The organism is Amycolatopsis dendrobii (genome assembly GCF_014145675.1).
GTDB lineage: Bacteria > Actinomycetota > Actinomycetes > Mycobacteriales > Pseudonocardiaceae > Amycolatopsis > Amycolatopsis dendrobii.
Map to the genome: position 1 here is coordinate 277,191 of NZ_JACGZW010000008.1, position 23,101 is coordinate 300,291.

Below are 23,101 nucleotides of genomic sequence, written 5' to 3' on the forward strand. Positions count from 1 at the left end.
CGGGGTTGCGGCGAACAGTCGAACTCGCCCCGAACCCCGGAACCGGCGAAACGTCCGCGCGGGAACGAACGATGTCATCGCCAGGAGTGGCGAAGAGAATCTCCAGGGTGACCGCCTGCCGACGGTCTACTGTGGAATGCCCGCGCCCGCCCGCTGTTCACCGGGTGGCCGTCGCCGCTTAACCGCCGGCGGTAACTTTCCGGCGCCGTGTCCGCGATGTCCTCATCGACTGCGACGGCTTGTCACCGGACGGCCGTCCGAGCCGGACTGAGGTTGCGACACATGAAAAGCGCTCGAAGTCCACGTCGGACTCCCCGGTTCCAGCTGATCGGCGGCCCGGGGAACGCGACGAGGTGGCGGCTCCTCGGCACGAACAACGCGTCGCTGGGGCTGGGCACCGTCGACTACCGCAACGGGGAAGAATGCGTCGCGGCGATCCAGTGGCTGTGCGCGAACCTCCCGCGCACGCGCATGGAACTGACCCACGACCACGGAATCGACTGGCGGTGGGTCCTGCGCGCGGGGAGCGGGACGATCGCTTCGGCGAGCCACGCCTACGGACGCCGCATCGAAGCGCAGCACGGGTACGAGCGATTCGTCGCCGCGATCGCGGACGCGGCGGAATTCGCGGCGGAAGGCCGGATCACCGACTGGCGCACGAAGTACCGGCTGCCCGGCTGAACGCGTTCGTCGGGCATTAACTCCCGCGCCGTCGGGCGGGAACGCGACGTGGCGGGCAGTGTTTGCCAGGCCCCGCGAAGTTGGTCTCGACCACGGAATCCCGTGGTCGAGACCAGACAGAAAGAGTACAAACCGATGCGTGCTCGTACTGCCCGGTTCGCGGGCGTCTCCGCCGCGGTCGCCGCGGGTGCTGCCCTGATTTTCCCGGGGACCGCTGGCGCGGTTCCCGGCCCGAACCAGCTCCCCGAGGTCGTGGCCGCGGTGGGCTCCGACACGATCGCGGACGTCACCGGCGCGGTCTTCGCCGCTGCCAACGGCGCGGCGGCGAACAGCGACCCCGACAACTACGTGAACGTCCCGCCGGTCCTCGCGGGCAGCCAGTCGTTCGCTGTGCCCGGCGACGTCTACGACGGCGGAACCAGCTACACCGTCTCCAACCCGCCCCCCAACGGCTCTTCCGCGGGGAAGACCGCGCTGGCCAACGCCGCCGCGGCCGGCAGCGGGTCGATCGACCTCGCCCGCTCCTCGTCCCCGCGGTCGGCCTCCGACCCGTCGACCTTCCAGTACTACGCCTTCGCCAAGGACGGCGTGTCCTGGGCCGCCTCGTCGACCGGCGCCGGCGCGGGGGTCACCCTGACGCTGGCCCAGCTTCGCGACATCTACAGCGGCGCCATCACCAACTGGAACCAGGTCGGCGGTACCAACACGCCCATCTCCGTCTACCTTCCGCAGGCCGGTTCCGGCACGCTGTCGTTCTTCACCAACACGGTGCTCGGCTTCGACCCGACCACGAAGCCGGTCACCATCAAGCGCTTCCAGGAGAACGAAGGCAACACCATCCCGGCGGGCGACCAGCCGTCGGCGATCGCGCCCTACTCCGTGGCCCAGTGGGTCGCCCAGGGCAACGGTGTCGTCAGCGACAAGCGCGCCGGCTTCTTCGAGGGTGCCCTGACCGGTGCCGGTTCGGACAGCGCCCCGGTTTCGGGCTCCGCGCCGAATTTCGCCCCGGCGTTCGCCGACGGCTTCCTCGGCGCCCGTTTCGTGTACTACGTGCTCGACACCCGCTCGCCGTCGCACGACGCGGCGCTCAACGCGGTCGGCTTCGACTCCTCCGGCCCGAGCCCGCTCTGCAACGGCAGCCTCGCCGGCACGCTGAGCCAGTACGGTTTCAAGCCGCTCGCCCCGGTGAACGGCGTCACCTGCACGCTTTCCTGACCCGCTGACGCATCGGACCGGCCCGGCTGGGGGATTCCCCGGCCGGGCCGGTTCCGTGTGCCCGGCAAGGCAGGCGCCCACCGTGCTCCGGCATGAAACCGGGGCTGGCCCGGAGAGTCTCCGGGCCAGCCCCGGTTTCAGCTGAGGCAGATCAAGCCCAAGCAGGCAGCAACCGCCACACCGCCGATGCCGCCAGCACGGCCAACGCCAGCAGCGCCGGTGTCGTGAGCACATACGTCGACACCGAGCGCCAGCGCCGATACAGCAGCGTCGCCCCCGCGGCCACCACCGCGAACCCGCCGAACGCGAGCACCAGCCGGGCCCAGCCGCCCGGGTCGCCCGTGCGGCCGTCCTGCGCGTCGGCCCGGCCGTTCTGCGGCGTCGGGCGGAACGGCTTGCCGTCGAGAACCGCGGTCACCACCGTCGCGCCCGAAGCCGAGCCGGGCCACCACGAACCGGATGTGACCAGCGTCAGCCGGTCGTTCTCCGTACGGCCGTAGTCGCGGTCTTCGTCCAGGTCACGGTTCGCCGTGCCGGTCACGGTGTACACCGATTTCCCTTGGGTCGTAGCGATCACCAGCTGGTCCCCGGGAGCCAGTTCGCCCAGCCGCGAGAACGGGGCGCCGTACCCGGAATACCGGCCCACCACGGCCGAGTTCCCCGGCTGGCCGGGGCCCGAGGTGCCGGGCACGTGCCCCGGTCCGGACATCGTTTCGCCCGGTTCGACGCCTTCGAGAACCACCTGCTGCACCTGCAGCTTCGGGATCTCCAGCACTGCCACCGGCGCACCGAACTCCGGCGGCTTCGTCACCGGAGCGGCACCGAGCAGCGTGCGGGCCGCGCCCTGCGCCTGCGCCATCCGATCTCGCAGCACCGCCAGCTCCGTCCGCTGGTCGTTGTTCGCGAGCATCGGGCCGAGCGCGTAGGCGACAATGCCGAAGCACACCACCGTCGTGAGCAGCCAGCCGGCTACCGCGACAACCGTCCACTGAGGATTCAAGCGCACCGGGGCGCGCGGCGTCGCCGTCATGCCCGGCGTCGCAATGCGACGACCCGCTCGGCGAGCCGGTTCATCCACGCGGGCAATGGCTTCCCCGCGGTCAGGTAACCGGTCGTCGACGGCAGCAGCACCAACGCGACCAAAGCGAGCAACGGAATCAACGCCCCCAGCACGCCCGCTCCCGGGAACAGCGGGACCTTCACCGCCGCTGCCAGGCTGCGCGCTTCTTGGACACTCGCCTGCGTCGGCGCCTTCATCGCCAGCGCAGCAGCTTCCGCCGCACCAGGGCCATTCGAACCGGAGCGAGCCAGCGGACCTCCGAGGCCACTGCTCGACGGAGACCCGCCCGCGGCGGCACCAGGACCGCCGGTCGCGGCCGAGCCAGGGTTCCGCGCTTCCTTCTGCTCATGGCAGGAATCCGCGGCCGTGCCGGTGCCGACCTTCGCCACGGCCGCCTGAGCAGCGGAAAGCAGATCCGGCGGCAAGGGAACGAGTCCTGGGCCCAAGCTGTTCTGCCCGCCGTTGGCCGCGGCTTTCAAGAAGGTCGCGAGCTGGGCTTGCTTCGCCGCTTCCGGCGCACACGAGGCATCCACCAGCGGGTTCAGCGGCGCGGTGAGAGACTCGATGAACGTGAGCGGGTATGCCTCCGGGTCCTCGCTGGGAACGATGCGCACCGAACCGTCCTTGGCCTGCTCCGTGTGCGCGGCCGCGGCCTGCAGCGATTTCGGCGTCGGCGCCACGTAACCGCCCTTGCCGTTGGGCAGGGCGACTGGGGTCCAGCCGTTCTCGGTCGCGGTGGCCAGGTCGGTGACGACCCAGTTCAGGCACCCTTTCTTGCACTCGTTCCCGGTCCCCAGCGTCACGTTGCTGACCTGTTTGCGGACGTTGACCTGACCGGTCTTCGCATCGACGTTGTGCACCCCGCCGTCGCCGAGGTTGAGCGCGTTCAGATCAGTGACGACGCCGACCGGCCCGTCGCTTCCCTTCAGCTTCTGCTTGTCAAGGTCCACGAAAGTCCCGTACTTCCACGCGGGCATTCCGTTCAGCCTGCTGCTGAGCACCAGCGGCACGGTGCTCGTCCCGATTTCGCCGGTGACCCCGAAGAAATCGGTGGCGAACTGGCCGGCGCGCGTGTTGGGCGAGAGGAGAGCATTCGCGGCCCCGCTGATCGCGGCCAGCGCCGGATTGCGCCGCACCAGCGCGGACCCGTCCGTGAAGATGCCGCCCCGGCCAGTGCTGTCCGGCGACAAACCGCCCTTGCTCAGCAGATCGGCGAGTTCGTCCCAGCCGAACTTCAGGTTGTCGGCCAGACGGGAGTTCAGCGAGCCGCCGTCGTCCCGGCGGTCCGTCGGCGCCCATCCGACCGCGGCGAGCACTGTGGCGTTGAGCGCCGTCGGGATGTAGCTGCGCGCGCGGACCTGCTGCGCGGCCAGCGTTCCGCCGGAGCCGGTGACCTGCACATCCGACTCGCCCTTGTCGAACGACGTCAGCCCGACGTCCTCGCTCTCGTTCACGATGTTGACCGGCTGCACCGTCTTCTTCGGAGCGCAGATCATCTGGTTCCAGCCGACCGCGGTGCGGCCGAACCGCTCCGGCATGCTCCCGGTCAGTGTGCCGGCCCCGACCCCGCCACACCCCTTGATCTTGAGTCCGGGCGCGGACGCGCGGAACGTGATCGAACTGTCGAACACTGTTTGCGCGGGACCGGCCGCGGTCGCCGGGACGACGATCCGCAGCATCATGGTGCACGGATGGTTCTCGTCGCAGGGGAACGAATACTGCTTGTGATCTGGGTTGTTCGGCCACTTCAGCGCCTCGGTCTTCTTGAGAGCCGTGAAGTCCGGGTCGAAGGCGATGGTCGCGGGCGTACGCGCTCCTCGCGGCACATAGGTGTCGAACACGAGGTCGTGCGTGGTCGCGCTCCGCCCGACGTCCTCGGTCGGGGTCTTGAACTCCGTGCCCGACAGCTCGTCGTTGAAGTTCTTGCAGTAGGCGGTGACCCGGGCCGCGACGGACGGATCGTGCGCCCAGGTCCCCGGTTTCACGAGCGAATCCCGCAACGGCAGCGGGCACACCGAGTAGTTCGCCGTGGCCCCCGCGGGCAGCCCCGAGACCGTGATGCGCAGCGGGTCCCCGTCCTGCGCGTTCATCGGATCGGCACCCGTCACCTGCACCTGGTAGTTCAGCGGCTGCGTCTGCGCGGACGCGGCGGGCACGACGGCGACGCCGAGCACCGCGAGCACCCCGGCGGCGAGCACGTGCGCCACGCGTCTGAAGCGGTTCATGAGTTCAACTTCTCCAGCGTCGCGCGCGGCGTCAACAAACGGGATCCGAACGCGGGCACCGGTTCACGAACGCGCCGTCGGGCCTTCGCTGTCCAGCCAACTTTCCCCGCTGCCGGGTCGCGATACTCGCTGCCGTGACCGTCTCGTCCTCAGCTTCCGTCCCCGCGCCTCCGGATCGTCTCGTCCTCGCCGATCTGCCCTCCCGTGCCGATCGGCTCTTCCGCCGCGTCACGAGCGGGGCCGGGCTTTCGGTGCTCGCACTCTTGATCGTGATCGGCTTTTTCCTCGTCTACCGGTCCGTTCCCGCGTTCGAGGCCAGCGGTTTCGGCTTCTTCACCACGATCCAGTTCGACCCGGCGTCCGGGCACTTCGGCGTGCTCGGCCTGCTGTACGGCACGGTGGTGGTCGCGCTGATCGCGGTCGCCGTCGCGGTGCCGTTCTCCGTGCTGGCCGCGTTGTTCATCAGCGACTACGCGAGTCCGCGGGTGCGCGGGTTCCTGACCGGACTGGTCGACCTGCTCGCCGCGATTCCCAGTTTGCTCTACGGGCTCTGGGGATTCAGCTTCCTGCGCCCGTACATCACCCCGTTGTCGCAGTGGCTGACCGGCAATCTCGGCTGGTTCCCGTTGTTCGAGACGAAACCGGGCGCGGTGCTGTTCAATTCGATGTTCGTCGCGGGGCTCGTGGTGTCGCTGATGGTCATCCCGATCACGACGTCGGTCATCCGCGAGGTGTTCACCCAGACCCCGCCTGGCGAAAAGGAAGCGGCGCTCGCGCTGGGCAGCACGCGCTGGGGCATGGTGCGGACCGTCGTGCTGCCGTTCGGCCGCGGCGGGATCGTCGGCGGCTCGATGCTCGGGCTCGGCCGCGCGCTCGGCGAGACGATCGCGGTTTCCCTTCTGCTGCCCCAGGTTCCGGAGTTGACGACGCATCTGCTGGAGTTCGGCGGCGCGACCATCTCCGGGTTCGTCGCCAACAACGCCGGGCAGTCCGGGCCCGCGCTGAGCGGGTTGATGGCGGCCGGGCTGGTGTTGTTCGCGTTCACGCTGGCGACGAACTTCACCGCGTCGGTGATCATTTCCCGCAGCCGTTCCGGAGCGGGGGTCGACGCGTGACCGCCACCGAGATTCGCGTCGAGCAAGCGCGTCCGGCCCCGGTGCGCCGCCGGACGTCCGCGACCACCCCGCAGGACCGGCTCGTGGCGCTCGGCTGTGCGGTGTCGGCGACGCTGCTGACCTGGTTCGTGATGCACCAGCTGCTGGTGTCGCCGGGCTGGCTCGCCGACCTCGTCGTGGCGTATCTGCTGTACCTCGGCATGCTCTACCTCGTCACCCGCGACCGGCTCGGCCGGCTCGCCGCGTTCGACAAACTGGTGTCCGCGGTCGTGGTGAGCGGCGCGGTCGGCCTGCTGATCCCGTTGCTGTTCCTGCTTGGCTACATCGTCGTCAAGGGCGTGCCAAGCCTGCGGCTGGCCTTCTTCGGGCACGACATGTCCGCCGTCGCGCCGACCGATCCGGCGACGGCGACCGGCGGCCTGCACGCGATCGTCGGCACGTTGGAACAGACGGCGCTCGCGCTCGTGTTCGTCGTTCCCCTCGGCGTGCTCACCGCGGTGTTCCTGAACGAAACGCGGTCGCGGTTCCGCCGTCCGGTGCGGATTTTCGTCGACGCCATGAGCGGTTTGCCGTCGGTGGTCGCCGGGCTTTTCGTCTACGCGGCGCTGATTCTGCCGCCCGCGCAGCTCGGTTTCTCGGGGTTCATGGCGACGCTCGCGTTGACGATGATCATGCTGCCCACCGTCACCCGCACCGTCGACGTCGTGCTCCGCCTGGTGCCGGACGGCCTGCGCGAGGCGTCACTCGCCCTTGGCGCCAGCCGCGCCCGCACGGTCTGGTCGGTGGTGCTGCCGACCGCGCGCACCGGGGTGAGCACCGCGATCATCCTCGGCATCGCACGAGTGGTCGGGGAAACCGCGCCGCTGCTGTTCACGTCCTTCGGCACGCTTTCGATGAACTACAACCCGTTCAGCGAGCCGCAGGAAAGCTTGCCCCGCTTCGTTTACCGCTACATCAAGGAACCGCTCGCCTCGGCGCAGGAACGCGGGTACATCGGCGCGCTGGTGCTGATCCTGCTGATCTTCGCGCTGTTCGCCCTGACCCGGCTGATCGGCCGCACACGCTGGTCGGCGCGCCGCACGAAACCCAGGAGTGCCCGGTGACCGAAACTCTCGAAGCCCGCGAACCCGTCCGGGTGCTCGGCGGGCCGCCCCCGGGCGCGGCGACGCTGGAGGCGCGCGGCGTGCACGCCTGGTTCGGCGACCGGCTCGTGCTCGAGGACGTCACCCTCGCGATGCCCGCCAACGAGGTGACCGCGCTGATCGGCCCGTCCGGCTGCGGCAAATCGACGTTCCTGCGCATCCTCAACCGGATGCACGAACTGGTCGCCGCGGCGAGCCTGGCCGGGGAGGTCCTGCTGGACGGCGACGACATCTACGCCGAGGGCACCCGCGCGCAGCACGCCAGGCTGCGGATCGGGATGGTGTTCCAGAAGCCCAACCCGTTCCCGGCGATGTCCATTCGCGACAACGTCCTCGCCGGGCTCAAGCTCGCCGGCGTCAAATGCGCGGACAAGGACGGGCTGGTCGAGCAAAGCCTCGAGCGGGCCGGGCTGTGGCGCGAGGTCCGGGACCGGCTGAACTCCCCCGGCGGCGCGCTGTCCGGCGGGCAGCAGCAGCGGCTGTGCATCGCGCGCTCGCTCGCGGTGCAGCCGAACGTGCTGCTGATGGACGAGCCGTGCTCAGCCCTCGACCCGACGTCCACGCGGCGGATCGAGCAGACGATCGTGGAAATCTCCGACGAGGTGACCGTCGTCATCGTCACGCACAACATGCAGCAGGCGCAACGGGTTTCGCACCATTGTGCGTTCTTCCTCGCCGGAGAGAACGAGCCCGGCCGAGTGGTCGAGCACGGGTCGACTGAGCAGATCTTCGAGAATCCGGAAGACAGCCGCACGCACGATTACGTGCACGGCCGTTTCGGCTGAACTGGGGAGTTTCTTGATGCATCGCACGAGACGGCTCGGCCTCGGCGGCGCGGCGGCGCTGCTGGCTTGCCAGGTTTTGCTCGCTCCCGCCGCGGAGGCGTTCAGCCAGGTCAACGGATCCGGGTCCACCTACGTCGGACTCGCGATGAGCGACTGGCAGAACGGCGCCAATTCGCGCGGCATCCCGGTCAATTACAGCGCACTCGGCTCCCCCGCCGGAGTCAATCAATACGGCGACCACACCGTCGACTTCGCCGGCACCGAAGCCGAAGTCAGCTCGCTGGAGGCGGCCGGGGGCGGCGGTGCGACCGCGAAACAGCGCGGGTACCAATATGTTCCGGACGTCGCGGGCGCGGTGGCGGTGATGTACAACGTCACCGACGCCGGCGGACGCCGGGTCGACACCCTCCATCTGACCCGCGATGTGGTCGCCCGCATCTTCGCGCGGCAGATCACGCGCTGGAGCGATCCGGCGATCAGCGCGACGAACGGCGGCTTCGCCCTGCCGGATCAGCCGATCACCCTGGTGGGCCGCAGCGGACAGTCCGGCACCACAGCGTTGTTCTACGACTTCGTGGCGCACGTCGCGCCCGGACCGTACGGTGCCTTCATCGCCCGGAATGTCGACAAGGGGATCGGCCCGCTGCCGTCCGGGGTCCGGCCGATCCAACTGCCCACCCGCGGTCCGGACGCGGACTTTTACCGGCTGTTCGCCGACTCCGACCAGATCGCGCAGACCCTGGCGAACGGCAGCGTCCCGTTTTCCATCGGGTATGACGAGTTCGGGTATGCGAAGAAGTACAACGCGCCGACCGCGTGGGTGGAAAACCAGGCCGGAAAGTACACGCTGCCGTACGCGGCCAATATCGCGGCAGCACTGACCAAAGCCAACCTGCGACCAGACCTCAGCCAGGAACTGTCCGGGGTCTACGCCAATCCGGATCCGTCCGCTTACCCCATTTCGGCTTACTCGTATCTGATGACGCCATGCGGAGCCGGCCGGGACACCTGCAAGGGCGGGTATCCGGACGGAGCCAAGGCGGACACCATGACCGCGTTCATCGAACATGTCGCTTGCGACGGGCAGATCAACATGGCGCGAATCGGGTATTCACCGCTGCCGCCGAACTTGTCGCAGGAGATGATGAACGCCAATGCCCGGCTCACCGGGCGGCCGGCCAAGCAGCTCAATGCCGGCAACTGCGCCAATCCGACGTTCCGAGGCAGCCTCGGAGCCGGGGCTACCGCACCGCAAGATCCCTTCGCCGCCATGGGCGGAGTGGACGCGCTGACCCACCCCGGGAATGGTGGCGGCCCCAAGGCTGGCGCGAAGGAAGGCCCCAAGTCTTCAGCCGGTGCGCAGGCGTCGAATGGGCCAGGAGCGTCGTCTTCGAACGGGCCGGATGCGTCGGAGGCGAATGGCGGATCGCGGGATTGGCGCAATGCCGAACCCGCCGCATACCAAGGCAGCGGACTCGGCGGATTCGGCGCATGGGCGGCACTGGTGTTGTTCGCGGCGATCTGCGTCCCGTTGGTGGTGCGCGGAATTGTCCGACGGTTTCGGCGGACCGAATAGCGCGGATTCAGGTGCCGGTCCACGGAGGAGCCGAGCCCCAGCCCCAACGGGGCACCGGCTGGTCGGCCGCCGGCCCGGCGTCCGGGGCGGAGAACACCACCGCGAGCCTGCTGCCCCATTCCAAGTATCCCGCGAGCGCGGCGCGGAACTCCGGGTCGGCAGGCAGCCCGACCTCGTCCGCGGTGGCCAGCAGCAGCGAAACCCACCGGCGCCGCTGCGGCTCGGTGATCGCCCGGCCGGCGTGCCTGGAGATCATGTGCGCGTGCCCGCCGTGCCGGTCGGTGTACGCGGCCGGGCCGCCGAATACCTCGCCGAGCCAGATCGCCACGTGCGCGGGGTGCTCGGGGCTCATCCCGGCGAACACCTCGGCGAGCAGGTCGTCCGCGGACACCTTCGCGTAGAACGCCTCGGTCAGCTTGGCGAGCGCCGCCGCTCCGCCTGCCCATTCGTAGAGCGTCGGCACCGCGCCGCCGGAACCGGCCACCTCGGTGCGCTCGTAATGCCGCATCTCCTCGATCTGCTCGACATAGGGCCGGATCTCGGCGAAGAACGCGGCGAAATGCGGTCCGCCGCGAAAGCCCTGGAGGTGGGCCTCGGCAGAAGTCCAGACGATGCGCAGGACGTAGCTGCCCGGCTCGTCGACGGCGTGCGAGAGTTCGTAGTCGTGACACTGTTCCGCCGCGGCGAGCGACCGGGCCGCGCGTCGATAGGCGGCTTCGAAGTCCGCGCGGCCGCCGTCCGGGACGCGGTACCGGATGTACTCGATGATCACCGGACCACCCAAGCACGCACCGGGCCGGCCGCCTAGTACGCACTTGCCGGTGCGTAGCCGCGGCGGGCGATGATGGAGGGATGAAAGCGCGCTACTCCTGTGCGGTCGAACTGGCCGTCGACGTCATGGGCGGTAAGTGGAAGCCGGTGATCCTGGCGCGGCTCAAGGAAGGCCCGCACCGTTACGGCCAGCTGCGCCGGGCCATTCCGTCGATCACCGAGAAGATGCTCACCGAGCAGCTGCGCGAGCTGGCCGCGGCCGGACTGGTGGACCGGACCGAGGTCGACGGCCGGGTGCCGACGGTCGAGTACCGGCTGACCCCGGAAGGCGACGAGCTGCGCCCGGCGCTGACCGCGTTGTACGAATGGGGCAGCCGATATGCCGAACGCAACGGCATCTCGGTCGGCAGTTCATGACTGGAGAATGTCAGCCAATACCGCCGCTTCGCTGATGTCGCTGCGTTTAGTCGCGGTCAGCAACGTCAACGGACCCTCCTTGGCCAGCGCACGCAACTGGTCCAGCGCTTCCGCGCGCTCCGGCTCTTCCAGTTCCGACCGGTACCGTTCGGCGAATTCGTCGTAGCGGTCCGGGTCGTGGGAGTACCACTTGCGCAGTTCCGTCGACGGGGAGATCTGCTTCAGCCAGTCGTCCAGATGGGCGCGGTCCTTGCGCAGCCCGCGCGGCCACAGGCGGTCGACCAGGACCCGTGCGCCGTCGGCGGATTCCGGGGCGTCGTAGACCCGGCGTACCTGGACTCGGCGTTTGCTCATCGGGACAGCGGCTCCTTCCGGTGTCGGGGGCTCCCGTCTCCGCCCAGCGTCCGCCGGTCGCCGCCGCGGTGCAAACGAAGGGGGTATAACCCCAGGGTATGGAACTGCGTCAGCTGCGGTACTTCGTCGCCGTGTTCACCGAGGGGTCGATCAGCCGGGCGGCCGGGTTGCTGGTGATGTCGCAGCCCGCGCTGACCCGGCAGATCCGGGTGCTCGAACGCGAACTCGGGACGCCGCTGTTCGACCGGGTGCCGACTGGCGTGCAGGCGACGGTCGCCGGGCGGGCGTTGCACGAGCACGCGCGGCAACTGCTGCGGCTCGCGGACGCGACACGGGAGGTCACACGGTCCGCGGCTCCGGTCAAGGAACAGGTCGAGATCGCGTTGCCGCCGGGGATTCCGCAGGACTGGGTGCTCGCGGCGCTGGCGGAGATCCGCCGTCAGGTGCCGGACGCCGCACTGTCGTTTTTGGACGCCAGCAGCACCGAGCAGCTGCGGATGCTCAGCGAGGGACGCATCGACATCGGGCTGGTCCACCAGAACCCGCCGTCGACGCTGCACGGGCGGCTGTTGTTCGAGCATCCGTTCGGCGTCGCGGTCCGGCCTGGTCACGAGCTTTTCGGGCGGGCGAAGTGCCGGTTGCGGGATCTCGACGACGTCCGGGTGCTGGCCCACTCGCGCGCGCAGGTCCCGGCCGGGCACGACCAGATGCTCGCCGCGGCGCACGGGCTCGGCGTGTCGCCGAACTGGCGGCTCGCACGGTTCAACGAGAACGCGCTGGCCTGCGCGGAGGCAGTCGAGGCGGACGCGGTGCTGCTCAGCAGGCCCAGCGCGAACCGGATGCTGCCGGGCTGGTTCTGGAGCGAACTGGTCGAGCCGAGCGTCCCGCTGACGACCTGGGCGGCATGCCAGCCGCAGACCCGGCGGATCGTCGGTGCGGTCATGGAGGCGCTGGCCGAGTTTTAGCATTGCACCGTTACGCAACACCGTATTACTATCCTGGCGTGAGCCCGAGACAACGCGACACCGCGCTTCGCGAGAGCCTTCTGGCGACGGCCGCCCAGGTGCTGGCCGAAGAAGGCGGCCCGGCCTTGTCGACCCGGCGGCTGGCCCGCGAACTTGGCGTGTCGACGACAGCGGTGTACACGTATTTCGGCAGCGTCGAACAGCTGCGCCGGGAGGTGCGGCTGGAGGGCTTCCGCCGGCTCGAAGAGACGATGGACCCGCCCGCCCAAGACCCGGTGGCGGCCCTCGCCGGCGCGGCGGCGGCGTTTTTCCGGTTCGGGATGGCCGAACCGCACCTGTACCGGGCGATGTTCGTCGACCGTCCGCTGGACGACGACCGCGCGGGCGAGGCGTGTTTCTTGCTGCTGCGGAAGATTTTCGCCAGGGCCGTGGAGACCGGCCGGTTTCCCGGGGTGTCCGCGGAGCAAACGGAGATGGGCGCTGCCCAGCTGTGGAGCACACAGCACGGGCTGGCGACGATGGTGCTCAGCGGCGCGTTGCCGGAGGCCGCGGGGCGAGCGGCGCTGGCGGATCTGGTGGTGCGGCTGGCGATCGGGTACGGCGACGATCCGGACCAAGCGGCCAGGTCAGTGTCGGGAGCGATGAAATGAGATGGCGTTTTCCTGGCAGCGAAGCGAATCGCGCGGCGCTGCGGTCCGGCGAGGAGCGACCGGCCGGGAGCCGCCGGCCGCGGATCGACACGCCTGCCGGGATCGTGCTGTCCGCGATCCCCTCGGCGGTTCTCGCGCCGCTCAACGCTTTCGCCGGCACGGGAATCGCTGTCGGCGCCGCAGCCGTCCTCGCCGCTGTGCTCGCGGCGGTCCGGATCCGGCGCGGGGATCCGAAGGGGCCGGCGTTCGGCGGCCTGGCCGGCGTCGGCATCGCCGGGGTCATCGCCTGGCAGACCGGCTCGGGCGGCGGGCTCTTCCTGCCCGACCTCGCCTGGTACCTGCTGGCCGCGCTGGTGCTGACCGGGTCGGTCCTCGTCCGGCGGCCGCTCGTCGGGATCGGCTGGGCGGCGGTCGGGCGCGGCGGGACCGGCCGCGCCGCCCGCCGCCGGTTCGCGGTCGCGACCGTGCTCCTCGCCGCGGGGTTCCTCGTCCGGGCGGCCGTGACCGGGCTGCTCAGCCTCGACCCGGGCAACGCCTGGCTGGTCGCGGCGAAAGTCGCGACCGGACTGCCGGGCACGCTGGCCGGGCTGGCGGTCCTCGCCTGGGCGCGGCCCCGTCCGGGAGCCCGGCCGGACCGGGCTCCCGGACAGGTCCGGGTCAGCCGGTGGCCAGCACCTTCAGCCGGTCGATGCCCGCGCTGAAGTAGTCCTGGTCGAGCGGCGTCGAGGTGTACTGCCAGAAGGTGTAGAAACCCCAGTTGTAGGGCAGCGCACCCGGCGACGACGAGTACGCCGCCACCCACAGCGGGTTGGTCGAGCTGAAGTCGCCCTTGTTGCCGGTGCACTGGGTCCACCAGCTGGTGGCCGTGTAGATCACCGGCCAGCGCGACGTCTTCACGTGGTACTCGTCGCTGAAGGCCTTGATCCACGACACCATCGCGGACTGGCTCAGCCCGTAGCAGGCGGAGCTGGGCCCCCATTCGATGTCGAGCGTGCCGGGCAGGGTCTTGCCGTCCTTCGACCAGCCGCCGCCGTGCGCGACGAAGTAGTCGGCCTGCGCCGCGCCGCCGGACAGATCGGGCCGGCCGTAGTGGTACGCGCCGCGGATCATGCCGACGTTGTACGAGCCGTTGTACTGCTGGGTGAAGTCCGGGTTCTGGTAGCCGGTGCCCTCGGTCGCCTTCACGTAGGCGAACCGCTTGCCCTGGTTCCAATAGGACTGCCAGTCGACCGCGCCCTGGTAGCTGCTCACGTCGATGCCCGCCGTGGTGGTCTCGACCGACGCGGGCGCGACCGCCGTGCCGCCGGGCTCGTGCGCCCGGATGGAGGCGCCCATCTGATGGTTGTCCGGAGTCTCGGTCGAAGTGCTCGCGGCTGCGGCAGGTGCAGCCGAGGCGTTCGACGCGGTCGCCACGAGCAGGGCGGCAGCCGCGGCGAGCACCGCACCGGTCAGGCGGCGGCGCGCCCTCCCGGCGGGTCCCCAGTGGTGAGTCGTCATGACAGGTCCTTTCGGATGCCCTCGCGACGTGCCACCCGATCAGGTGGCACGAGGACCTGATTCTGTTACTAAATGTGATGCACTGTCACTGCTCCAAGTGAACTAATTTCCACTTGACCGGACAACGGGAAAGACATTCTCAGTAGGCCGTTGCGGTCGAGTTCCGGGAAAACGCCGCCGGCCGGCCGCCGCCGCCTTACTCTCCTCGGCCATGTCGAAACCTCGAAGAACCCGGACGCTCCTCCAGCTTCTGGCCGTCCTCCTGTCCCTGGCCGCGACCGGCACTGGCACCGCGGAAGCAGGCGAACCGACTCTGCTGCACTTCAACCACGGCTACGGCGTCCTCGACCGCGAGACCGCCGACGCCATCGAGCATTCGTCCTACCTCAAGGACTTCGCGAACTTCCAGGTCCGCACCACCACCGGCGCGGGCGGCGAAAAGTGGACCGGCCGCTACCTGATGGGCCGGGAAACCTACGTGGAACTCTTCGGTGTCGGCGACGTCCCCGGCAAGGACGGCGACCTCGGTTCGGCGGGCCTGGGAGTCTCGGTCGAACACACCGGCCAACTGTCCACAGTGGTCCAGCACCTGCACGACGCCGGCATCGCGAACCCGCTGGAATTCCTGCAGACCCGGGACTTCGGCGACGGCAAGCCGGTCCCGTGGTTCAACGGAGTCTTCACCACCGACCAGTACGACACCTTCGGCGCCTGGGGCATGGAGTACCGCGAGGAGTACTTCGCCGACCCGCGCAGCAACACCGGCCCGGCCCAATATCCTGGCGACATCAGCCGCAACCGCTACCTGCCGGACGACTACCGCGACCACCAGATGCGCGACGTCACCGGCGTCCGCCTGGGCATCACCGCACGCGACCTGGCCAACACCCTGCCCCTGCTGCGCGCCGGAGGAATGACCGTACGTCAGTTCCCCACCGGCGCCCTCGCCTCAGACGGCATGACCACCATCCGCTTCGACACGGTCCCCGCAGACCAAGTCGGCCTGCGACAACTCGACTTCGCCCTGAACTCCCCCACCGGAACGAAGCACGTCGAACGCCTAGGCCACTCCACCCTTACCGTCGGCCCAGGCGCCCACGCCCGCTGGACCTTCACCATCCACACCTGACCAAGTCTGTGAGGGACCCCCGCCGCCACGAATGCGCCCCCAATGTGGCATTGGGTGCATCCCACGCACCGAACGCCACATTGGGTGCATCTGACGCACCCAATGCCACATTGGGGCGCTAGCCCCACCCCCTACGACACCGCAGCCAGTGCACCCAACCATCGAGGCACCCAGCCCTCCCCCAACCCCGATACGAAGCCGCCCTGCGGTTCGGGGGTGCTTGTCAAGGCATCTTTCCCGCCTTGACAAGCACCCCCGAACCGTCAGCACAATGGGCTAACGGGGTGCCCCACGCAACCCAAGACCGGGCCGATGTCGCCGCCAGGCGACGAGCAGTCACCCCTCCCCGTCCTCCCCAGACCGCAACACCGCCAACTCAGTCCGCCCCCGAATCCCCAACTTCGCGTATATCCGCGTCAAGTGATACTGCACAGTCTTCACCGACAAGAACAACTCCGCAGCCACCTCCCGATTCGACTGCCCCCGAGCCACCATCCGCGCCACCGCCTCCTCCTGGGGCGTCAAAGAATCCGCCCCGCCCCGCGGCAAATGCACGCCCCCAGCCCGCAACTCCCGTTCACACCGAGCCACATAAGCAACCGCCCCCATGGAAGCGAACCCATCCCGAGCAGCGACCAGCTGCGTATCCGCCCGAGCCCGCCGCCCCAGCCTCCGCAACGTCTGTCCATAAGCGAACGCGATCCGAGCTTGGTCGTACCGCAACGGCAACGCCCCGATCATCTCCAGCGCAGCGTCAAACGCCGCCACCGCACCCACATGATCATTCCGCGCCCCCAGCAACCGTCCGCGCGCAGCAGCGAGACGAGCCCGCGCCGAAGCATGCTCCCGCTTCCCGGCAGCCCGCTCATGCGGAGCCAAAAAGACATCCGCCTCCTCCGGCCGTCCGCTAAGGACCAAGGCATGCGCGTACAGATCATGCCAGGGCCAATGCCCCGGCTCGTCCACCGAAGTCGGCAACGACAACCGCGTCAAGGGATGCAACGCCCGCAACACCCCGGCGGAATCCGCGGCGGCCTCAGCGACCTGCGCCCGCGCCAGCAACGCAGGAACCCGCATGATCTCGTAATCCTGCGGCCCGGAAGCACAAGCCAGCAACGCCTCCTCCGCCCGCCCTTGGTCCCCGCGCAACGCGTGCACCGCGGCCGAGGTCCACCGCAGCAACGGCGCGGTGATCACAATCCCCGTCCGGTCCACCAAGACGAGCGCTTCCCGGACCACCCGCAACGCGTCGTCCCATTCCCCGCTCAGGAACAACGTCCGCGCCAGCCAAGCCTGCGCCCACAAGGAAATCCGCGCCGAACCGCCCAGATAACTAGTGGGCACAGCGCTTTCCAGATCCACCCGGGCGTCGTCGATCCGATCCGTGAGCAGGTTCAGCCATCCCCGTGCCATCACGATCCGCTGCGCCTGCGCGCCATGCCGGATCCGCTCGGCCAGCTGCCCGTAATCCCGCCGAGCCTGCTTGGCCCGCCCGGACGCGGCAAGCCCCAGCCCCCGGATCGCCGCCGCCTCCACCGCGGCCGGGGTCTCCGGTACAGCTAGTTCAAGAGCCCGGTCCGCCCACCGCACGAGATCCTCCGCGGAGTACCGGCACAGCGCGTCCAGCACATACCGCTGACATATCAACGCGGCCGTCTCCGGATCCCGCGCGGCGTTGACGATATCCCAAGCCCGGCTCAACCGTCCGCCAGCTTCAGCAGCCCGACCGCGCACCACTGCGAGATAGCCCAGCACCGCGTCCCGCAACGGCGTCTCGCGCACACTCTCGACTTCCGGAGCAAGCGCAGCCGCCCGAAACACATCGCCGGCACCGATCAACGCATCGACCGCGCGGGTGATCCGCGCCTGACGCAGCTCGGCGTCCTCAGTGAGCCGCCCAGCGTCGTTGAGCAGCACCGCAGCCGTCCCCCACGCCCCCGCCGCGGCCCGCTCGACCGCCAACGCGTCAAGCCGATCCGCGACGCCCGCGTCCGGCACCGGACTGGCCGCCACCAGCAACCGCAAACTCCGCGCCGGATCCTCGACCAGCTCCGCCGCCCTCCGCTGCAGCTTCGACCGCCGCTGCGGCCCCAGCCCCGCGAGCACAGCCGCCCGGACCATCGGATCCGGCGGCCCCACCTCCGCGAGCCCGCGCGGCGCGAGTTCGACCAACCGCGCCGCGCACGCCTCGTCCAGCACCGGCAACGGATCCCCGTCGAGATCGGCCAGCGACGCCGCCGACCGCACCGCCGCACCAGCGCCCAGCACCGCAACCGCCGCGACAAACCGTTCCGCCGCGGGGGAAAGCCTCGAGATGCGTTCGCGGACCGAAGCGGCAACCGCGGCCGGTGCGGGAAGATTCGGATCGAACCCGGCCCAGGTGGCCCGGGGCACCTCAGTCAGCAGCTGCACCACGTACCGCGGCCGGCCAAGAGTGTGGCGGCACAGCCGTTCGGCCATCGTCGGATGCAAGGCGATGCCGCGCGCCGAGGCCAGTTCGGACACTTCCGCGGCGTCCAGCGGCGGCACGCGCACCTCGTCGCCGGACATCCGGGCGAGCAGCTCCAGAACGTCCGCGCGAGCACGAGAATCGCCGGTCGCGACAGTGAGCAGCACCGTCGCCCGCGCCGCCGGATGGTGCCGCAGCAGTGACGACAGTGTCCGCACGGAGTCCACATCGGCCAGTTGCGCGTCGTCGATCACCAGCAACGTCCCCGGCACCAGCTCCGCCGCGATCCGTCCCGCGAGCGGCAGCGGGCCGCCGTCGGCCGACAACTCCGGGAACAGCTGCCGCAGCACGGCGAACGCGCTGTCGCTTTCCCATTCGGCCGCGGTCGCCCGGAGCACCGGCCCGGGGAACGCGTCGGCGGCGCGGCGCGCCAGCGTGGTGCGCCCGCATCCGGCGGGACCGCACAGCAGCACCGCGCGTCCCGCCAGGGACAGCAGGCCGGCCAGCTCCTCCGCCGCTGTCGTCACGGTCCTCCCCGCTTCGCCGAATGCCTCCGTCAGCCGGGATCGCCCCCGGCGACGGGCAGGACGGTGCCGGTGACGTACGAGGCCTCGTCCGAGGCCAGGAACGCGATCGCCGCGGCCTGCTCGTCCAGGGTGCCGTACCGCTTCAGCAATGACGACCCGACAGTCTGGTCGATGTGCGCCTGGAACCACTCCCGTTCCTGGTCAGTGGCCGGATCGGGGCCGCCGCGCGGGATCCGCCGCGGCGGGGCCTCGGTGCCGCCCGGCGCGGTCGCGACCACGCGGACGCCCGCGTCGGCGTACTCGAACGCCAGCGACGCGGTCAGCGCGTTGATCCCGCCCTTCGCCGCCGAATACGGGATCCGGTGGATGCCGCGGGTGGCCGCCGACGACACGTTCACGATCACCCCGCCGCCCCGCTGCGCCATCGACGGCAGCGCGGCCCGGCAGGAGAACAGCGCGGTCAGCAAGGACCGGCGGAGTTCGGCCTCGATCTCGTCCGGGCCGAACTCGGTGAACGGCTTGAACCGCAGCGCGCCGCCGACGTTGTTGACCAGCACGTCGATCCGGCCGAACCGGGCCAGCGCCGCCTCCGCGACCGCCTGCGCGCCCGCCCAGGTCTCCAGGTCGGCGACGACCGCGGCGGCCTCGGGCAGCTCGTCGGCGAGGCCGCTGACCAGGCCGGACCGGTCGGCGAGCACCAGCGCGCCGCCCTCCGCGGCGATCCGCCGGGCCGTCGCCTCGCCGATCCCTTGCGCGGCGCCGGTGACCACCACGACCTTGCCCGCGAACCGTCCTGGCGACAGGAATTTCGGTCCCGCCGCCGCGCCGCCCATCGCCCGCCGGGTGGTGACCTTCGACCGTTCCGCGTGCTCGGCGACCAGCCGTCGCGCGGCCGCCCGGTCCCCGGACTCGAACGCGGCGACCAGGTCGAGGTGGTCTTGCGTGCAACGCGGATGGCACCAGGTCGCGTTGCGCAGCGTTTCGGCCATGTGGCCTTTCACGCCGAGCGCCTGATATGCCTGCAAGAGATGCTCGTTGCCGGTGAGCGTGAACAGGTAGTCGTGGAACGCCGCGTTGGTTTCGGTGTAGGCCGCGGCGTCCAGGAACCGGTCACCGTCCACATAGGGCACTGTCGACTCGGCGAGCAGCCGGTACCCGGCGAGCTGGCCCGAGGTGAGCCGTCCGATGGTCAGTTCGAGCGCACCCAGTTCGAGGGCCTGCCGGGCCTCGAAAACCGCGTCCGATTCGTGCACCGACGGGTGTTCCTCGCCGATTTCGTACTCGCCCGGCGTTTCGTCGGCCGCGGGCAGCATTTCCTGGCCCGCGATCGTGCGGGCGACCCGCGCCTCTTCCGCCGCGGACAACACCGCTCCGGCCCGCAGCGGGGCCAGTTCGACCGTCGGGAACAGCTCCTGCCCGGCCAGCACGCGGCCCGCGCCGAACTCCAGCTCCGGCTCGGGCTCGGGCTCGGGCGGCGCCACGGCAACCGGCTCGACTGGGATCTCAGGAGCCCGAACTGGCGCCGCCAGCGCGAACTTCTCGTAGTAGAACCCGGTCGGCTCGAACCCAGCCGACGCGAAGTGCCCACGCACCGCCTCCACCATCGGCGGCGGGCCGCACAAGTACACCGCGACATCCCCGCCGTGCAGGTGCTCGTCCCGGATCAGCGTGGTCACATAGCCCTTGTTCGGCGCGGCGCTCCCCGGATCGGACACGCAGTAATCCCAGGTCAGCCCGGGAACCTCCGCCGCGAGCTTCTCCAGTGTCGCCGTCTCGACCAGGTCGTCGTCGGTGCTCACGCCGTACACGAGATGCGCGGGCCTGGCCACGCCGGAATCACGCATGGTGCGCACAATGGACAGAATCGGCGCGAGTCCGGTGCCTCCGGCCAGCAGCAGCACCGGCCGGTCCGTCTCGCGCAGGAAGAAACTCCCGTGCGGTCCGGTGAACGTCAGCTCGTCGCCGGATTTCGCCCGCCCAGTCAGGTAATCCGACATGACGCCGCCCGGCGAGAGCTTCACCAGGAAGGTCAGCCGCTCGTCCTCGGGCGCGTTGCTGAACGAGTACGACCGCGTCACCTCGGTGCCCGGAACAGTGATGTTCACGTACTGCCCAGGAAGAAACGCGAGCCGGTCCCGGTCGCGGATCTCGACGGTGAGCGACATCGTCGTCGGCGAAAGCCGGTCCAGCGCGACAAGAGTCCCGTGATGTTCGGCGGCCTGCGTCTTCGCGACCGCCGACGTGCTCGCGATCTGCAACACCAGATCGGATTTCGGCTTCATGCTGCACGGCAGCACATAACCGCGCTCCGCCTCGTCCGCGCTCAACGCGTCTTCGAGATAAGACCCGCCCTCGTACTCCCCCGATTCGCAGAACGCCTTGCAGGTTCCGCACGCGCCGTCGCGGCAGTCGAGCGGGATGTTGATGCGCTGCCGGTACGACGCGTCCGCGACAGTCTGCTCCGGCGCGCAGGTGACGAAGCGAGTGACACCGTCCTCAAAGGACAGAGCGATCCGGTGGTTCATGACCGCCTCCGCTCAGAAGTGGTACACGTCGACGACGTGGTGGATGTAGTCGTTCTTGAGCACCACCGTCTTTCGCCGGATCAGCGGCGACGGCCCGGAGAAATCGATGGTGCAGAACGAGGTCCCGTAATACGGATCGACCGTGTTGTACCGGAAGTACATCGTGTGCCAGTTGAACCGCACGTCCACCAGATCGCCGTGCCGCTCGATCAGCTCGACATTCGAGATGTTGTGGCTGGTCCGCGGTTCCGGAATGGACGTCGCGCTCGACCGTTCGGTGCGGATCCGGAACACGCGGTCCTCGAGCCCGCCCTTGTTCGGGTAGTAGATCAGCGAGATATCGCGCTGCGGGTCCTCGGTGAGCAGATCGTCGTCGCCCCAGGAAGGCATCCAGTACACGACGTCGTCGGCGTAGCATTCCAGCCACTTCTCGAACTCGCGGTCGTCCAGATACCGCGCCTCGCGGTAGAGGAACTGTTCGACGTCGTGCTGGGTGATGGTTTTCTCGGCGGCGGCGGTCATCGGGCTTCTCCTCGAACGGCCTGCTCGCGGGCGATCGCCGCGCGCATGGTTTCCTGCCAATACCCGTGCTGCACCGGGTAAAGACCCTCGTCCTCGTTCTTCTGCCCGGCCGACACGACCCCGTCCAGCCCGAGCGACGACGCGACCTCGTCCGGCCCGGTCAGCCAATGCCGCGCACCGCGGCTCATGTCGTTCCATGGCGCGGCCGTCGCGCGGAAAGTGAGCTGGCAGGACCGGAATTCCTCCAGGTCGTCCGGCGTCGCCATGCCCGAGGCGTTGAAGAAATCCTCGTACTGCCGGATCCGCCACGCCCGCGATTCGGCGCTTTCGCCCTTCGGCGCGATGCAGTAGATGGTGACCTCGGTCTTGTCCGGCGCGATCGGCCGGAAATGCCGGATCTGCGTCGAGAACTGGTCCATCAGGTACACGTTGGGGTACACGCACAGGTTCCGGGACCCGCGCACCATGAACTCGCCCTTGGCGTCGCCGTAGCGCTCCTTCAGCTCCGCCATCCGCGGCCACAGCGGCCGGTCCTGCGGATTGCCCGCCCAGGTCCACAGGCACAGGTGCCCGTGCGGGAACGACCAGTAGCCGCCGCCGGACTTGCCCCACGAACCGGCGTCGAGGGTCTTGGTGTCGTTCGCCGATTCGCCGGTGTCGCGCCGGGCCGTGGTGGCCGCGTAATTCCAGTGCGTCGCGGTGACGTGGTAGCCGTCCGCGCCGTTCTCCGCCTGGACCTTCCAGTTGCCGTCGTAGGTGTACGTGGACGCCCCGCGCAGTACTTCAAGTCCGTCCGGTGACTGGTCCACGAGCATGTCGATCACCTTGGTGGCGTCGCCGAGGTGCTCGGTCAGCGGCAGCACATCCGGGTTCAGGCTGCCGAACAAGAACCCGCGGTAGGACTCGAAGCGGGCGACCTTCGTCAGGTCGTGCGAGCCGTCGGTGTCGAACGAATCCGGGTAGCCCGCCCCGTCCGGGTCCTTCACCTTGAGCAGCTTGCCGTCGTTGCGGAAGGTCCAGCCGTGGAACGGGCAGGTCAGCGTCGGCCGGTTGTCGCGTTTGCGCCGGCAGATCATCGCTCCGCGATGCGCGCAGGCGTTGATCAGGCAGTGCAGTTCGCCCGCCTTGCCGCGGGTGATGACGACGGGCTGGCGGCCGATCGTGGTGGTGAAGTAGTCGCCGAGGTTCGGCAGCTGGCTCTCGTGCGCGAGGTAGATCCAGTTGCCCTCGAAGATGTGCGTCATCTCGAGTTCGAAAATCTCCTCGTCGGTGAAGATCCGGCGGTTCGCGCGGTAGACGCCCGCCTCCGGGTCCTCCACCACCGCGTCCGCGACTATCGCGGCGGCGTGGGCATGCGGCTCGGCCATGACTCCTCCAACGGGCCTCTGATCTGCACTGATCGACTCCCCAGCAGGGCGTTTCCCGCACTGTGCCAGTCCGTGGCGGCGGCCACACCAGGGCAAGACCCAGTCCTGACCTAGGGTGTGATTATTCGA

At 69.5% G+C, this 23,101-nt stretch carries 20 protein-coding genes; 11 read left to right on the forward strand and 9 right to left on the reverse strand.

Annotated features, from left to right (window positions below; genetic code table 11):
- Positions 1 to 282 precede the first annotated feature (282 nt).
- Complete coding sequence (locus tag H4281_RS24480; RefSeq protein ID WP_220507750.1) at positions 283 to 681, forward strand: DUF1508 domain-containing protein; 399 nt, start codon at positions 283 to 285, stop codon at positions 679 to 681.
- 135 nt (positions 682 to 816) lie between these two features.
- Complete coding sequence (locus H4281_RS24485; protein ID WP_182893269.1) at positions 817 to 1,896, forward strand: substrate-binding domain-containing protein; 1,080 nt, start codon at positions 817 to 819, stop codon at positions 1,894 to 1,896.
- 151 nt (positions 1,897 to 2,047) lie between these two features.
- On the opposite strand, the gene H4281_RS24490 is transcribed toward H4281_RS24485, so the two are convergent.
- Complete coding sequence (locus H4281_RS24490) at positions 2,048 to 2,926, reverse strand: sortase (protein WP_182893270.1); 879 nt, start codon at positions 2,924 to 2,926, stop codon at positions 2,048 to 2,050.
- Entirely contained in the window at positions 2,923 to 5,181 is a 2,259-nt protein-coding gene (locus H4281_RS24495) for a hypothetical protein (protein ID WP_182893271.1), read from the reverse strand. The genes H4281_RS24490 and H4281_RS24495 overlap by 4 nt, the downstream gene beginning before the upstream one ends.
- A gap of 134 nt (positions 5,182 to 5,315) precedes the next feature.
- Between H4281_RS24495 and pstC the strand changes: the two genes are divergently transcribed.
- The 4 genes from pstC to H4281_RS24515 are packed head-to-tail and all read left to right on the forward strand — an operon-like array spanning position 5,316 to position 9,799.
- Positions 5,316 to 6,296 carry a phosphate ABC transporter permease subunit PstC gene (gene pstC / locus H4281_RS24500; RefSeq protein ID WP_182893272.1) on the forward strand — a complete coding sequence of 327 codons (981 nt, stop codon included), beginning with the start codon at positions 5,316 to 5,318 and terminating at the stop codon, positions 6,294 to 6,296.
- On the forward strand, positions 6,293 to 7,399 hold the full coding sequence (gene pstA, locus H4281_RS24505; protein ID WP_182893273.1) for a phosphate ABC transporter permease PstA: 1,107 nt from the start codon (positions 6,293 to 6,295) through the stop codon (positions 7,397 to 7,399). Before pstC ends, pstA begins: the two co-directional genes overlap by 4 nt.
- Positions 7,400 to 7,431: 32 nt before the next feature.
- The gene (locus tag H4281_RS24510; RefSeq protein ID WP_370648214.1) at positions 7,432 to 8,223 is read left to right on the forward strand and encodes a phosphate ABC transporter ATP-binding protein; all 792 of its coding nucleotides are present in this window, start codon (positions 7,432 to 7,434) and stop codon (positions 8,221 to 8,223) included.
- A 16-nt stretch (positions 8,224 to 8,239) separates the two neighbouring features.
- Positions 8,240 to 9,799, forward strand: coding sequence for a substrate-binding domain-containing protein (locus H4281_RS24515; RefSeq protein WP_182893275.1), 1,560 nt, complete (start codon positions 8,240 to 8,242; stop codon positions 9,797 to 9,799).
- 7 nt (positions 9,800 to 9,806) lie between these two features.
- Here H4281_RS24515 and H4281_RS24520 read toward each other — a convergent pair whose 3' ends face one another.
- Complete coding sequence (locus H4281_RS24520; RefSeq protein WP_182893276.1) at positions 9,807 to 10,571, reverse strand: group II truncated hemoglobin; 765 nt, start codon at positions 10,569 to 10,571, stop codon at positions 9,807 to 9,809.
- A gap of 80 nt (positions 10,572 to 10,651) precedes the next feature.
- On the opposite strand from H4281_RS24520, the gene H4281_RS24525 reads away from it, so the two are divergent.
- Entirely contained in the window at positions 10,652 to 10,987 is a 336-nt protein-coding gene (locus tag H4281_RS24525) for a winged helix-turn-helix transcriptional regulator (RefSeq protein ID WP_182893277.1), read from the forward strand.
- On the opposite strand, the gene H4281_RS24530 is transcribed toward H4281_RS24525, so the two are convergent.
- The gene (locus H4281_RS24530) at positions 10,982 to 11,341 is read right to left on the reverse strand and encodes a DUF488 domain-containing protein (RefSeq protein ID WP_182893278.1); all 360 of its coding nucleotides are present in this window, start codon (positions 11,339 to 11,341) and stop codon (positions 10,982 to 10,984) included. The two genes, H4281_RS24525 and H4281_RS24530, sit on opposite strands and share 6 nt — an antisense overlap.
- A 98-nt stretch (positions 11,342 to 11,439) precedes the next feature.
- Between H4281_RS24530 and H4281_RS24535 the strand changes: the two genes are divergently transcribed.
- Genes H4281_RS24535 through H4281_RS24545 form a run of 3 tightly spaced genes read left to right on the forward strand, consistent with a single transcriptional unit; the run spans position 11,440 to position 13,657 of the window.
- Positions 11,440 to 12,306 carry a LysR family transcriptional regulator gene (locus tag H4281_RS24535; RefSeq protein ID WP_182893279.1) on the forward strand — a complete coding sequence of 289 codons (867 nt, stop codon included), beginning with the start codon at positions 11,440 to 11,442 and terminating at the stop codon, positions 12,304 to 12,306.
- A gap of 38 nt (positions 12,307 to 12,344) precedes the next feature.
- Positions 12,345 to 12,956, forward strand: coding sequence for a TetR/AcrR family transcriptional regulator (locus tag H4281_RS24540; protein WP_182893280.1), 612 nt, complete (start codon positions 12,345 to 12,347; stop codon positions 12,954 to 12,956).
- Complete coding sequence (locus tag H4281_RS24545; protein WP_182893281.1) at positions 12,953 to 13,657, forward strand: DUF3159 domain-containing protein; 705 nt, start codon at positions 12,953 to 12,955, stop codon at positions 13,655 to 13,657. Before H4281_RS24540 ends, H4281_RS24545 begins: the two co-directional genes overlap by 4 nt.
- On the opposite strand, the gene H4281_RS24550 is transcribed toward H4281_RS24545, so the two are convergent.
- On the reverse strand, positions 13,614 to 14,453 hold the full coding sequence (locus H4281_RS24550) for a GH25 family lysozyme (RefSeq protein ID WP_220507752.1): 840 nt from the start codon (positions 14,451 to 14,453) through the stop codon (positions 13,614 to 13,616). The genes H4281_RS24545 and H4281_RS24550 overlap by 44 nt on opposite strands.
- Positions 14,454 to 14,664: 211 nt before the next feature.
- Between H4281_RS24550 and H4281_RS24555 the strand changes: the two genes are divergently transcribed.
- Complete coding sequence (locus H4281_RS24555; RefSeq protein WP_182893282.1) at positions 14,665 to 15,582, forward strand: DUF5829 family protein; 918 nt, start codon at positions 14,665 to 14,667, stop codon at positions 15,580 to 15,582.
- A 336-nt stretch (positions 15,583 to 15,918) separates the two neighbouring features.
- Here H4281_RS24555 and H4281_RS24560 read toward each other — a convergent pair whose 3' ends face one another.
- Genes H4281_RS24560 through benA form a run of 4 tightly spaced genes read right to left on the reverse strand, consistent with a single transcriptional unit; the run spans position 15,919 to position 22,972 of the window.
- Positions 15,919 to 18,558 (reverse strand): LuxR C-terminal-related transcriptional regulator, encoded by a 2,640-nt coding sequence (locus H4281_RS24560; protein ID WP_182893283.1) that lies wholly within the window; start codon positions 18,556 to 18,558, stop codon positions 15,919 to 15,921.
- Positions 18,559 to 18,587: 29 nt separating this feature from the next.
- Entirely contained in the window at positions 18,588 to 21,083 is a 2,496-nt protein-coding gene (gene benC / locus H4281_RS46305; protein ID WP_182893284.1) for a benzoate 1,2-dioxygenase electron transfer component BenC, read from the reverse strand.
- A gap of 12 nt (positions 21,084 to 21,095) precedes the next feature.
- Entirely contained in the window at positions 21,096 to 21,605 is a 510-nt protein-coding gene (gene benB / locus H4281_RS24570; RefSeq protein ID WP_182893285.1) for a benzoate 1,2-dioxygenase small subunit, read from the reverse strand.
- Entirely contained in the window at positions 21,602 to 22,972 is a 1,371-nt protein-coding gene (gene benA, locus H4281_RS24575; protein WP_182893286.1) for a benzoate 1,2-dioxygenase large subunit, read from the reverse strand. Before benA ends, benB begins: the two co-directional genes overlap by 4 nt.
- Positions 22,973 to 23,101: the final 129 nt, after the last annotated feature.